The 12,470-nt window shown below is 73.4% G+C and carries 12 protein-coding genes and 1 tRNA gene; 8 read left to right on the top strand and 5 right to left on the bottom strand.

The window, feature by feature from the left end; all coding sequences use genetic code 11:
- Nucleotides 1-14: 14 nt before the first annotated feature.
- Nucleotides 15-419 carry a PaaI family thioesterase gene (locus ACI8AR_RS03995; RefSeq protein ID WP_456926715.1) on the top strand — a complete coding sequence of 135 codons (405 nt, stop codon included), beginning with the start codon at nucleotides 15-17 and terminating at the stop codon, nucleotides 417-419.
- Here ACI8AR_RS03995 and ACI8AR_RS03990 read toward each other — a convergent pair whose 3' ends face one another.
- Nucleotides 420-1,040 carry a GNAT family N-acetyltransferase gene (locus ACI8AR_RS03990; protein ID WP_457049820.1) on the bottom strand — a complete coding sequence of 207 codons (621 nt, stop codon included), beginning with the start codon at nucleotides 1,038-1,040 and terminating at the stop codon, nucleotides 420-422. It abuts the gene before it with no gap.
- Between the two features lie 288 nt (nucleotides 1,041-1,328).
- Between ACI8AR_RS03990 and ACI8AR_RS03985 the strand changes: the two genes are divergently transcribed.
- The 5 genes from ACI8AR_RS03985 (at nucleotide 1,329) to ACI8AR_RS03965 (ending at nucleotide 5,947) form a co-directional block, all read left to right on the top strand.
- The gene (locus ACI8AR_RS03985) at nucleotides 1,329-2,579 is read left to right on the top strand and encodes an ABC transporter permease subunit (protein WP_457049819.1); all 1,251 of its coding nucleotides are present in this window, start codon (nucleotides 1,329-1,331) and stop codon (nucleotides 2,577-2,579) included.
- A gap of 4 nt (nucleotides 2,580-2,583) precedes the next feature.
- Nucleotides 2,584-3,582 carry a branched-chain amino acid ABC transporter permease gene (locus tag ACI8AR_RS03980; RefSeq protein ID WP_457049818.1) on the top strand — a complete coding sequence of 333 codons (999 nt, stop codon included), beginning with the start codon at nucleotides 2,584-2,586 and terminating at the stop codon, nucleotides 3,580-3,582.
- Nucleotides 3,572-4,585 carry an ABC transporter ATP-binding protein gene (locus tag ACI8AR_RS03975; RefSeq protein WP_457049817.1) on the top strand — a complete coding sequence of 338 codons (1,014 nt, stop codon included), beginning with the start codon at nucleotides 3,572-3,574 and terminating at the stop codon, nucleotides 4,583-4,585. Before ACI8AR_RS03980 ends, ACI8AR_RS03975 begins: the two co-directional genes overlap by 11 nt.
- Nucleotides 4,582-5,439, top strand: a complete 858-nt coding sequence (locus ACI8AR_RS03970; protein WP_456938862.1) for an ABC transporter ATP-binding protein — start codon at nucleotides 4,582-4,584, stop codon at nucleotides 5,437-5,439. Before ACI8AR_RS03975 ends, ACI8AR_RS03970 begins: the two co-directional genes overlap by 4 nt.
- Nucleotides 5,440-5,527: 88 nt before the next feature.
- Complete coding sequence (locus tag ACI8AR_RS03965; protein ID WP_457049816.1) at nucleotides 5,528-5,947, top strand: DUF7712 family protein; 420 nt, start codon at nucleotides 5,528-5,530, stop codon at nucleotides 5,945-5,947.
- A gap of 76 nt (nucleotides 5,948-6,023) precedes the next feature.
- On the opposite strand, the gene ACI8AR_RS03960 is transcribed toward ACI8AR_RS03965, so the two are convergent.
- Nucleotides 6,024-7,358: an ABC transporter substrate-binding protein gene (locus ACI8AR_RS03960; protein ID WP_457049815.1), complete on the bottom strand. Its 1,335-nt coding sequence runs from the start codon at nucleotides 7,356-7,358 to the stop codon at nucleotides 6,024-6,026.
- Between the two features lie 150 nt (nucleotides 7,359-7,508).
- Complete coding sequence (locus ACI8AR_RS03955) at nucleotides 7,509-8,123, bottom strand: ANTAR domain-containing response regulator (protein ID WP_457049814.1); 615 nt, start codon at nucleotides 8,121-8,123, stop codon at nucleotides 7,509-7,511.
- 78 nt (nucleotides 8,124-8,201) lie between these two features.
- Between ACI8AR_RS03955 and ACI8AR_RS03950 the strand changes: the two genes are divergently transcribed.
- Together ACI8AR_RS03950 and ACI8AR_RS03945 are read left to right on the top strand one after the other, a co-directional pair.
- A tRNA-Leu gene (locus ACI8AR_RS03950) sits at nucleotides 8,202-8,275 on the top strand.
- Nucleotides 8,276-8,459: 184 nt separating this feature from the next.
- Nucleotides 8,460-10,139: an aminotransferase class V-fold PLP-dependent enzyme gene (locus ACI8AR_RS03945; protein ID WP_457049813.1), complete on the top strand. Its 1,680-nt coding sequence runs from the start codon at nucleotides 8,460-8,462 to the stop codon at nucleotides 10,137-10,139.
- On the opposite strand, the gene ACI8AR_RS03940 is transcribed toward ACI8AR_RS03945, so the two are convergent.
- Together ACI8AR_RS03940 and pyk are read right to left on the bottom strand one after the other, a co-directional pair.
- The gene (locus tag ACI8AR_RS03940; protein WP_456938858.1) at nucleotides 10,117-10,992 is read right to left on the bottom strand and encodes an acyl-CoA thioesterase; all 876 of its coding nucleotides are present in this window, start codon (nucleotides 10,990-10,992) and stop codon (nucleotides 10,117-10,119) included. The two genes, ACI8AR_RS03945 and ACI8AR_RS03940, sit on opposite strands and share 23 nt — an antisense overlap.
- Nucleotides 10,989-12,404, bottom strand: a complete 1,416-nt coding sequence (pyk, locus tag ACI8AR_RS03935; protein ID WP_457049812.1) for a pyruvate kinase — start codon at nucleotides 12,402-12,404, stop codon at nucleotides 10,989-10,991. The genes ACI8AR_RS03940 and pyk overlap by 4 nt, the downstream gene beginning before the upstream one ends.
- Nucleotides 12,405-12,470: the final 66 nt, after the last annotated feature.

The following is a 12,470-nucleotide window of genomic DNA, read 5'->3' as shown; positions in this document are numbered from 1 at the left end:
TTACGGTGCCCGGCGTGACCTCCGCTCCCCCGGACTGGCTGGCGCCCAGCGCGAGCAGCCCGCTCGACGACAAGCTCGGCATCACGATCGTCGACTACGACCCGGCCCGGCTGGTGGCGACGATGCCGGTGGAGGGCAACCAGCAGCCCTTCGGCCTGCTGCACGGCGGGGCCACGTGCTCGCTGGTCGAGACGATCGGCTCCTGGGCGGCGATGCTCAACGCCGGCCCGGGGAGGAAGGCCGTCGGGGTGGAGCTGAACGCCAGCTACCTGCGCGCGGCGACGTCGGGCACGGTCACCGCCGTCTGCACGCCGGCCCGCGTCGGCCGCACGCTGTCGACGTTCCTGATCGAGGTCACCGACGACCGGGGGCGGACCACCGCCACCGCGCGGCTGACCTGCGCGATCCTCCCCGCCTGATCAGGCGCCCAGGGCCGGCACCGCCCGGGACACCGGACGACGTCGTGGCGGCCGGGGCAGCGGGACGCCGCCGCGCTGCCAGGCGGCCAGCGACCGGGCCAGCGTCTCCCGCGGCACGATCCGGCGGGTGGTGAGCGGCGCGAAGCCCATCCGCGCGAAGAACCGCTGCCGCTCGGCCTCGTGCCCGCCGACCGCGGCGACGACGTGCTCGGCGCCCACCTCCGCGGCGTGGTCGGCGGCCGCGGCCAGCAGCGCGGCGCCGGCCCCGCACCGGCGGTGGTCCCGGTGCACGACGAGGTTGTCCACGGTGACCTGCGGGACGCCGAGCACCGCCGACAGCGGGTCCAGCCCCAGCACGGCCAGGCCGACGGCGACCTCGCCCACGGTGGCCGCGGTCGCGGCGTTGGCGCCGGGCAGGACGGCGAGCACCACCCGGTGCGCGGGGTCGGCCAGCAGCCGCCGGAAGCCCGCCGCCGCGGCCGCCCCCGGTGTCTGCCCGGTGAGGACGCCCTCCGCGTGCGCCTCGGCGCGGTGCTGGCGCACCAGGGCGAGGACGGCGGGCAGGTCGTCGGGGCGCGCCGTGCGCGTGACGACGCGGGACCGCTGGCCGGTAGCAGACACGTGAGCCCTCCCTGGACGGCGCCGCCGAGCGTGCACCTCCCGCCGCCCGCGGCCACGCCGACGCGCCGGTCCTGGGACGGGAGTGATCACCAGGACGGGTGCGTCGGCGCGTCGCGCTTCGGTCACAGTGCGGCGACGAGGGAACGGGGACGCAACACGCCTGGGTTACCGTCACGCCTCCACTGCCACGACCTGGGAGGTTGTGTGAGGCACCCGTCAGCCACTGCCGGGCGGCCCGAGCTGCACCGGAGCGCGATCCGCCCGGGGCGCCGGAGCGTCGTCCGCGGGGTGCTGCTGCGACTCCTGCTGGTCCTCGTCGCCGCCACCGGACTCGCCGTCCTGGTCCCCGGGGTCGCGAACGCCGAGGGCGAGCAGGTGCTGGGCACGCTGCAGACCAGCCGGTCCGGCCCGATCGAGGACGTCCAGGTGACGGTCACCACCGCCGCCGGCGACGAGGTCGACACCGTCGAGACCGACGAGAACGGGCGCTGGTCGGTCGACCTGCCCGGCCCCGGCGACTACGTCGTCACCATCGACGGCGACGACCTGCCCGAGGGCGTCGAGCTCGCCGGCGCGGACAACCGCGCGGTCACCGTCGACACCGGCCGGCGGGAGCCGGTGATCATCGGCCTCGAGGACGGCAGCCGCGGCGAGGGCGGCAGCACCGTCCGCGCCGTCCAGCTGCTGGTCGACGGGATCCGCTTCGGCCTGCTCATCGCCATGTGCGCCGTCGGTCTCTCGCTGATCTTCGGCACCACCGGGCTGACCAACTTCGCGCACGGCGAGCTGGTCACCATCGGCGCCGTCGCCGCCTGGTACGTCAACGTGTCGGGCGGTGTCCCGCTCATCGCGGCGACGGTGATCGCGATGGTGGTCGGCGCGGCCGTCGGCGCCCTCAACGAGCTGGCGCTGTGGCGGCCGCTGCGCCGCCGCGGCACCGGCCTGGTCGCCGCGCTGGTCGTGTCCATCGGCCTGTCGCTGCTGCTGCGCTACCTCATCCAGATCATCTACGGCGGCCGGTCCAGCCCGTACCAGGTGTCCACCGGCCGGGCCGTCGACTACGGCCTGTTCACGCTGACCAACCGGGCGCTGATCTCGATCGTCGTCTCGATCGTCGTCCTGGTGCTGGTGGCCCTGATGCTGCAGCGCACCAAGATCGGCAAGGCGATGCGCGCGGTCGCCGACAACCGCGACCTCGCGGCCTCGTCGGGCATCGACGTCAACCGCGTGATCCTGGTGGTCTGGATGATGGGTGGCGCGCTGGCCGCCCTCGGCGGCGTGCTGCTGGGCCTGTCCGACCAGGTGCAGTGGGACATGGGCTTCCGTCTGCTGCTGCTGATGTTCGCCGGGGTCACCCTCGGTGGCCTCGGCACCGCCTACGGCGCCCTGGTGGGCAGCCTGATCGTCGGTGTGTTCGTCCAGATGTCGACCCTCGTCATCCCGAATGACGTCAAGTACGTCGGGGGGCTCCTGCTCTTGATCGTCATCCTCGTCATCCGGCCCCAGGGCATCCTGGGCAGCCGGGTCCGGATCGGCTGAACCCATGGGCGACCTCATCGACGCCCTGGCCGTCGCCCTCAAGGCCGGCCTCGGGTTCCAGGCGATCTTCTTCGCGCTGCTCGCCATCGGCATCAACGTCCAGTTCGGCTACGCCGGCCTGCTCAACTTCGGGCAGATCGCCTTCGCCCTGCTGGGCGGCTTCGGCATCGCCATCTCGGTGAGCCAGTGGGGCCTGCCCTTCTGGGTGGGCGTGGTCGTCGGCCTCGCCGCCGCCGTCGTCCTGGCCCTGCTGCTCGGCCTGCCGACCCTGCGGCTGCGCGCGGACTACCTGGCCATCGCGACCATCGCGACGGCGGAGGGGCTGCGGCTGCTGTTCCGCTCGGTGTCGGCCACCCCGGTCACCAACGGCACCCGCGGCCTGTCCGCCTTCAACGGCGACTTCATCGCCCTCGCCCCGTGGGCGACCAACGAGCGCTACCGCATCCTCGGCACCAGCTGGTCCGGCGGCGAGCTGTGGGTCACCCTCGTCGGGTGGGTGATCGTGGCCCTGTCCTGCCTGCTGGTCTGGGCGCTCATGCGCAGCCCGTGGGGCCGCGTGCTCAAGTCCATCCGCGAGGACGAGGACGCCGTCCGCGCGCTGGGCAAGAACGTCTACGTCTACAAGATGCAGGCGCTGGTGCTGGGCGGGATCATCGGCGCCCTCGGCGGCATGGTGTACGCCGTCGGCACCGGGTCGGCCGTCCCCGACCAGTACCAGAACGCCAACACGTTCCTGGCCTACGCCGCCCTGATCCTCGGCGGCGCCGCGCGGGTGCTCGGGCCGGTGGTCGGCTCCATCATCCTGCTGTTCATCCTGCAGTTCGCCGACACCGGGCTGCGGCTCCTCATCGACAACGGGATCATCCCGGAGGGGCTGCTGTCGTCCACGGACGTGGCGCAGATCCGTTTCGTCCTGGTCGGGATCGGGCTCATGCTGCTGTTGGTCTTCCGGCCGCAGGGCATCTTCGGCGACCGACGAGAGGTGATGCTCGATGCCCGCTGACAACACGCCCACCGGCGCCCACGCGGCGTCGCTGGACAAGGGCGGCTCCGGCCGCGCCCCGCAGCGGCTGGCCCAGGCGGCGCTGCGCGACATCCCGTGGGAGGTCGGCGTCGCCAAGCCCGACCCGGCGATCGTCGTCGACGGGGTCACCCGGACCTTCGGTGGCCTGACCGCGGTCGCCGTCGACCACCTCGAGGTGCAGCGCGGCGGCATCACCGGGCTGATCGGGCCCAACGGCGCCGGCAAGACGACGCTGTTCAACCTGCTCACCGGCTTCGACCAGCCCAACACCGGCACGTGGAGCTTCGACGGCCGGCCGCTGGGCAAGCTCGCGCCGCACCAGGTCGCCCGGCTCGGCGTCGTCCGGACCTTCCAGCTCACCAAGGCGCTGTCCCGGCTCACCGTGCTGCAGAACATGCTGCTCGGCGCCCAGGGCCAGCGCGGCGAGAGCTTCCTGCGGGCGCTCGTGCCCGGCATCTGGCGGTCGCAGGAGAAGGCCAACACCGACAAGGCCATGGACCTGCTCCGGCGGTTCAAGCTCGACGCCAAGAAGGACGAGTTCGCCGGCACCCTCTCCGGCGGTCAGCGCAAGCTGCTGGAGATGGCCCGCGCGCTGATGAGCGACCCCAAGGTCGTCATGCTCGACGAGCCCATGGCCGGCGTGAACCCGGCGCTGACCCAGAGCCTGCTCGGGCACGTCAAGGACCTCCGCGAGGAGGGCATGACGGTGATCTTCGTCGAGCACGACATGGACGTCGTCCGCGACATCAGCGACTGGGTGGTCGTCATGGCCGCCGGCCGGGTGATCGCCGAGGGGCCGCCCGAGTCCATCAGCCAGAACCAGGCCGTGGTCGACGCCTACCTCGGCGCGCACCACGACGCCCCGCTGACCGTCGAGGAGGAGGACCAGGTCCTCGCCCAGGCCGAGGCGCAGATCGCCGCCGAGGAGCACGGCGGCGGCGAGGTCCTGGGCTCCGACACCCGCAGGGAGACCGACCGATGAGCGAGCCGCTGTTCCGGGTCGACGAGTCCGGCGAGGACGTCACCCGCGCCGAGGAGGCCGCCGCGGGCGCCGCGGAGCTGTCGCCGGCGGAGAAGGCCGCCACCCGCGAGGAGCACCTGCGCCTCGCCGAGGGCGCCCTGGTGCGCGCCGACGACCTCGTCGCCGGCTACGTGCCGGGGGTCAACATCCTGCGCGGCGCCGACTTCTACCTGCAGGACGGCGAGCTCGTCGGGATCATCGGCCCCAACGGCGCCGGCAAGTCGACGCTGCTCAAGACGCTGTTCGGGCTCATCCCGGTGCGCTCGGGGTCGGTGAAGCTGCGCGGGGAGGACATCACCTCCGCGCCGGCGCACCGGCTGGTGTCCATGGGCGTCGGCTACGTGCCGCAGAACAACAACGTGTTCCCCTCGCTCACCATCGAGGAGAACATGCAGATGGGCGTCTACCTGCGGCCGAAGACGTTCAAGGAGCGCTTCGACTACGTCATCGACCTCTTCCCGCTGCTCGGCGAGCGGCGCAAGGGGAAGGCGGGCGCGCTGTCCGGCGGCGAGCGGCAGATGGTGGCCATGGGCCGGGCGCTGATGATGGACCCGTCGGTGCTGCTGCTCGACGAGCCGTCGGCCGGCCTGTCCCCCGCCTACCAGGACGAGGTGTTCATCCGCTGCCGGCGGATCAACGCCACCGGGGTCTCGATCATCATGGTCGAGCAGAACGCCCGGCGGTGCCTGCAGATCTGCGACCGCGGCTACGTGCTCGACCAGGGCCGCAACGCCTACACCGACACCGGCCAGTCGCTGATGACCGACCCGAAGGTCATCGAGCTCTACCTGGGGACCCTCGCCAAGGCGCACTGACCGCCCGCGGGCCCCTGACGAGGCCGGCGTCCCTCGACGGGGCGCCGGCCTCTCGTCGTCCGGGGTCCGGGTGGGTAGGAGCCGGTCCGTGAACTGGACCTGGGACCTGCGCGGCCGCGACGGCGGCATGAACGGCCTGGACTTCTGCCGGGCGCTGACCGCCGGCGGCTTCTCCCGCGTGCTCGTGCACGCGGCGCCCGCCCGCCTGGCGGTGCGGGTCACCGCCGACGACGACACCGTCGTGGCCCGCGGCGACGCCGACCGCGACGGCGACTACTCCCCCGTCACGCTGCTCGAGCTGGCCGACGGCGGCCTGCGGCGCAGCGAGGTGTGGCCCGACGAGAGCCACCGGGGCCTGCCGGTGCTGCTGCCCGGCGGGGAGGTCGGCGTCCTGCTGCGCTGGGAGCACGCGCCCGACCGCAGCTGGTGGCGCTGGGCGGTGGAGTTCTCCAACCACCGCGGGCGCCCGGCCGACTGGGCGCCCGAGGGCCAGTCGCTGCAGCGCTGAGCACACGACAGCGGCCCGGCACCCCGCGAGGGGTACCGGGCCGCTGCCGGATGGTGACTACCTCACCGCCGCGGGGTCACCGCTGCGGGCCGACGCCCTGGTCGTTGAGGCCCTGCAGGATCCGCGAGGACTCCTCGAACCCGATGACGACGATCGCGTCCGGGTTGAAGTCGGCCATCTGCTGGACCTCGGCGTCGAAGTTCGCCGCCTGCGGGTCGTACGTCACGCTGACGATGTCGTCCTCGGAGAGGCCGGCGCTGACCAGGTTGTTCTTGGTGTTCTCGGCCAGGCCCGTGCCGTAGGGGTCGTTGAGCGCGAGGATCCCCACGGTGTTGTTGCCGTCCGCGATGATCAGGTCCGCGAGGGCGCGGGCCTGCAGCGTGTCCGGCGGGGCGGTGCGGAAGTACAGCCCGTTGTCGTTGTAGTTCGTGAACTGGTCGGACGTGTTCGCCGGGGAGAACTGCAGGACACCGGCGCCGGTGATGGCGTCGATGACCGTCAGGCTCACACCGGAGGACGCGGCACCGATGATCGCGTTCACGCCGGACTGCAGCAGCCGGTCCACGGTCTGGGTGGCGGTGTCGGTGGAGGCGTCACCGGAGTCACCCTCGACGAGCTGGACCGGCTGGCCCAGCACGCCGCCGGCGGCGTTGATGTCGTTGACCGCCAGCTTGGCGCCGGCGACCTCCGGCGGGCCGAGGAAGGCCAGGTTGCCGGTCAGCGGCAGCAGCGTGCCGATGACCAGCGGGCCGCCGGTCGTGCCGGCCGGCGCGTACGCCGGGCCCTCGTCGGTGGCGGCGTTGGCCTCGTCACCGGCGATGACGTACTCGGTGGCGTCGTTGTCCAGCGCGTTGTCGTCGCCGAACTGCAGCAGGCCGAAGCTGGCCGCCGCCGGCTCACCGGCGTCGGTGAAGGCCAGCGGGCCGGAGATGCCGTCGTAGTCGACGTTGCCGCCGTTGTTGATGATCTCCAGGCACGCGGCGAAGTCGGTGCACTTGTCGCCGCCGGTGGTGATCCCGTTGACGTACGCCTTGAAGGTGTTGGCGTCGTTGGTGCCGGCGGCCTGCGCGGCCAGCGCCGTGACGATCACCGCGTCGTAGGTCTCACCGGCGTAGTTGTAGTCCTGCAGGTTGGGGTCCACCTCGAGCAGCCGGTCGGTGAACTCCGGGCCCAGCTCGGTGAGGGGCGTGGTGCCCCGCATGCCGGCGAGCGCGCCGTCGTCGGTGAAGTCCTCACCGAGGGCGTTGCCCATGTTGCCGTCGGTGCCGTAGATGTTGACCTGCTTCTCGCCGCCGCCCGAGGCGTCGCCGCCCGAGCCGCTGCCACCGTCGTCCCCGCCACCGCACGCGGTGAGGGCGACGAGCGCGGCGGAGGTGACGGCGATGCTGCGGGCGTAGGTACGCGTGCGCATCCAGCAACTCCCAGTTGTCGTACGTCGGTCCGGCGGGCCCCGGACGTGCCGGGGCCCCGTCAGTCCGGTGAACGTAACTGCTGGGTGCGGGTATAGATGCGGGACGGTTGAGACCGTGATGGGGTCGTGACCTGGCCTGTTCCGGCCGGGTTACGCGTTCCCCCGGGAGGGTGCACCCTCCGCAGCAGCCCCGTCCGTGGCGAGGATCCGCTCGGCGAGCGCCTTCATCGACGTGCGCTCGTTCATGGCCGTGCGCTGGATCCAGCGGAAGGCCTCGGCCTCGGTCATCCCCTGCTCGGCCATGAGCCGGCCCTTGGCCTTCTCCACGACCTTGCGGGCCTCGAGCCGCTCCTCGAGCGTGCGCACCTCGCCGTCGAGCGCGGCGATCTCGGTGAACCGCGCGCGGGCCACCTCGATGGCCGGCACCAGGTCGTTCTTGGAGAACGGCTTGACCAGGTAGGCCATGGCGCCGGCGTCGCGCGCCCGCTCGACCAGCTCGCGCTGGCTGAAGGCGGTGAGCACGATGACCGGCGCGATCCGCGCCGAGGCGATCTGCTCGGCGGCCGCCAGCCCGTCGAGGACCGGCATCTGGATGTCGAGGATGACGAGGTCCGGCGTCAGCTCCCGGGCCCGGTCGACGGCGGTCTGCCCGTCCCCGGCCTCGGCGACGACGACGTACCCCTCCTCCTCGAGCATCTCCTTGAGGTCGAGGCGGATGAGGGCCTCGTCCTCGGCGATGAGGACCCGGGTCGGCTCGCTGCTCACGCGCAGGAGCCTAGCGACGACGGCCGGGAGTGGCGTCCCGGTTACGCTGACCGGGTCGTGACGTCGGTCGCGGCGCCTGCCCCCGTACCCCAATCGGCAGAGGGAGCGGATTCAAAACCCGCGCAGTGTGCGTTCGAGTCGCACCGGGGGCACTCCGTTCGACCGTCGTCCTCCGGACGACACCGCCACCGCGTGCCGTCCCCGACCTGCGCTGAGCCGCACCCGGCGCTCGCTCGCGGGAGCCTCCGGCCCCCACTCCTCCCACCGCACCGCAGGGCGGCTCTCGTCCCGGCGTCGTCCCGCGGTCATCCCGGGAGCACCGCATACGGTGTCGGGGTGAGCGAGCCCGTGCCCCACATGACCCCCGAGCAGTTCCGGCAGCACGGTCACGAGGTGGTCGACTGGATCGCCGACTACTGGGCGCGCATCGAGTCCTTCCCCGTCCGCTCGCGGGTCTCCCCCGGCGACGTCCGCGCGGCGCTCCCGCCGTCGGCGCCCGAGCAGGGCGAGCCGTTCTCCGCGGTCCTCGCCGACCTCGAGCAGGTCGTCCTGCCGGGTGTCACCCACTGGCAGCACCCCGGCTTCCTCGCCTACTTCCCGGCCAACACCTCCGGCCCCTCGGTGCTCGGCGACCTGCTCTCCGCGGGCCTGGGCGTCCAGGGCATGTCGTGGGTGACCAGCCCGGCGGCCACCGAGCTCGAGCAGCACGTCCTGGACTGGCTGGCCGACCTGCTCGGGCTGCCGGAGGCGTTCCGCTCCACGGGCAGCGGTGGCGGCGTCGTCCAGGACTCGAGCTCGGGGGCCAACCTGGTCGCCCTGCTCGCCGCGCTGCACCGGGCCAGCGGCGGGGCCACCGTCCGGCACGGCGTGGTGCCCGAGGAGTACACGGTCTACGTCTCCTCCGAGACGCACTCCTCGATGGAGAAGGCCGTCCGGATCGCCGGGCTCGGCACCGACGCCATCCGGGTCGTGGAGGTCGACGGCGACCTGGCGATGCGCCCGGCCGCCCTCGCCGCCCGGCTGGAGCGCGACACCGCCCGCGGGCTCGAGCCGGTGCTGGTCTGCGCCACGGTCGGGACGACGTCGACCACCGCGGTGGACCCGCTCGCCGAGATCGGGGCGATCTGCCGCCGCCACGGCGCCTGGCTGCACGTCGACGCCGCGTACGCGGGCGTGAGCGCCGTCGCCCCGGAGCTGCGGCACCTGCAGGCCGGCGTCGAGGAGGCCGACAGCTACACCACCGACGCGCACAAGTGGCTGCTCACCGGCTTCGACGCGACGCTGTTCTGGGTCGCCGACCGGGCGGCGCTCACCGGCGCGCTGTCGATCCTCCCCGAGTACCTGCGCAACGCCGCCACCGAGGCCGGCGCGGTCGTCGATTACCGCGACTGGCAGATCGAGCTGGGCCGCCGGTTCCGCGCGCTCAAGCTGTGGACCGTGCTGCGCTGGTACGGCGCCGAGGGGCTGCGCGCGCACGTCCGGTCCGGTGTCGCGCTGGCGCAGGAGCTCGCCGGCTGGGCCGACGCCGACGACCGCTTCGACGTCGCCACCCCGCACCCGCTGTCGCTGGTGTGCCTGCGGCCGCGCTGGCCGGCCGACGTCGACGCCGACGTCGCGACCATGACGCTGCTGGAACGGCTCAACGACGGCGGCGAGGTCTACCTCACCCACACGACCGTGCGCGGCTCGGTGGTGCTGAGGGTGGCGATCGGCGCGCCGGCGACGACGCGGGCCCACGTCGAGCGGGCGTGGGCGCTGCTGTGCGAGGGCCACGACTGGCTGGCCGCCGACTTCGCCGAGCAGGCCGCCGAGCGCGCCCGCGCCGAGGCCGAGCGCAAGGAGGCCGAGCGGCGGGCGGCCGAGGAGGAGGCGGCCCGGCGGCACGCCGCCGAGCAGGCGGCGGCCGAGCAGCAGGCCGCCGAGCGGCAGGCGGCCCCGGAGGAGACCCCGGAGGAGACCCCGGCCGGGGCGGAGCCGGCCGAGGCCGTCCCGGCTACTCCCCCAGTGACCGGATGAGCCCCTCCTGGGCCACCGTGGCCACGTGCCGGCCGTCGGCGGTCCAGATGTTGCCGAAGCACAGCGCGCGGCCCTCGGATGCGGCCGGGCTGTCGGTCTCGTAGAGGAACCACTCGTCGGCGCGGAACGGCGCGTGGAACCAGATGGCGTGGTCGAGGCTGGAGCCGACGTAGCGCCCGCCCCACCCGCCGCCCAGCCGCGCCAGCCCCGCGGACAGCAGCGTCAGGTCGCTGACGAAGGTCAGGGCCGCGGCCTGCACCCCGGCGTCGTCGGGGAGCCGGCCGGCCACCCGGAACCAGGCGTGCGACTGGGTGGCCGGCGGGGTCTTCGGCTCCGGCGCGAACGGGTTGACCAGCGGCCGCTGCTCCACGGCCCGGCTGATCTCCAGCGCCGGGGCCGCCAGGTCGCCGTGCCCGGCGGCGTGGTCGGCCAGCGACCGCAGCTCCTCGGGCCGCGGCACCTCGGGCATCGGCCGGGAGTGGGTGACGACGGCCGGCTCGCCGGCGTGGAAGTCCGCGGTCAGCGCGAAGACGGCGACGTCCTCACCGCGCCGGGTCTGGCAGGCGATGACCCGGCGGGTGGAGAAGGACCGGCCGTCGCGGATCCGCTCGACGGTGTAGCGCAGCTCCTCGTGCGGGTCACCGGGCCGCAGGAAGTAGGAGTGCAGCGAGTGCACGCCGCGCTCGCCCGGCACCGTGCGCGTGGCCGCCATGAGCGCCTGCCCGGCCACCTGCCCGCCGAAGATGCGCTGCAGCGTGGTCGTCGGGGTCTGCCCCACGAAGACGTCGGGCGAGCGCTCCTCGAGGTCGAGGACGCTCATCAGCGCGGCGGCCTGGGTCCCGCCGCCGGTCACGAGTCGGTGCCGACTTCGTGCACCCGGATGAGGTTGGTCGACCCGACCGTGTTCGGCGGGCTGCCCGCGACGACGACGACGCGGTCGCCGACCCGGAGCCGGCCGATGGACAGCAGCGAGAAGTCCACCTGCTCGACCATGTCGTCGGTGTGCTGCACCGAGGGCACGAGGAAGGTCTCCACGCCCCACGACAGCGCCAGCTGGCTGCGGACCCGGCCGTCGACGGTGAAGGCCAGCAGCGGCTGGCGGGGGTGCAGCGCGGCCAGCCGCCGGGTGGTCTCGCCGGTCTGGGTGAAGGTGCACAGCGCCTTGACGTCGAGCGCCTCGCCGATGTCCCGGGCCGCGCGGACGATGGCACCGGAGCGGGACCGGGACCGGCGGGTGATCTCCGGGGCCCGCGCGTCGGAGCTCTCGACGGCGTCGATGATCCGCTCCATGGTGCGCACCGTCGCGATCGGGTAGCGCCCGACCGAGGTCTCGCCGGAGAGCATCACCGCGTCGGCGCCGTCGAGGACGGCGTTGGCGACGTCGGAGGCCTCGGCGCGGGTGGGCCGCGAGTTGGTGATCATCGACTCGAGCATCTGGGTGGCGACGATGACCGGCTTGTTGCGCTCGCGGGCGGCCTGCACGGCGCGCTTCTGCACCAGCGGCACCTGCTCGAGCGGCAGCTCCACGCCGAGGTCGCCGCGGGCCACCATGACCCCGTCGAAGGCCTCGACGATCGCCTCCAGGTTCGCCACCGCCTCGGGCTTCTCCAGCTTGGCGATGACGGGGACGTGCACGTCCTCCTGGCGCATGATGTCGCGCACCAGCTCGACGTCGCTGGGCGAGCGGACGAACGACAGCGCGACGAAGTCGACCGACAGGTGCAGGGCGAAGCGGAGGTCCTCCTCGTCCTTCTCCGACAGCGCCGGCACGCTCACGGCGACGCCGGGCAGCGACAGGCCCTTGTTGTTGGAGACCTCGCCGCCCTCGACGACCAGGCACCAGACGTCGGGCCCGTCGACGGAGACGACCGACAGGGCGAGCTTGCCGTCGTCGACCAGCAGCCGGTCGCCGACGCGGGCGTCGTTGGCCAGGCCCTTGTAGGTGGTCGAGACGCGCTCGGCGGTGCCCTCGACGTCGTCGACGGTGATGCAGACGCGGCTGCCGGTGGCCCAGTGGACCGGGCCGTCGGCGAACGTGCCGAGGCGGATCTTGGGGCCCTGCAGGTCGGCCAGGACGGCGACGGCGCGGCCGGTGCGGTCCGACGCCTGGCGCACGTGGAGGTAGGCCTTCTCGTGGTCGGCGTGCGCCCCGTGGCTGAAGTTGAGCCGGGCGACGTCCATCCCCGACTCGACCAGGGCGGTGATCTGCTCGAGGGAGCTGGTGGCCGGGCCCAGGGTGCAGACGATCTTCGCGCGGCGGGACATGGGGGAAACGCTAGTGGGCCGCCTCCGGCGGAACGGACAGGGGCCGGGTCCCCGCGGGTGTCGCGA

It is taken from the genome of Geodermatophilus sp. SYSU D01036, assembly GCF_054050435.1.
Note: the sequence above shows the minus strand (reverse complement) of the source record. Positions and strands in the feature narration are given on the sequence as shown.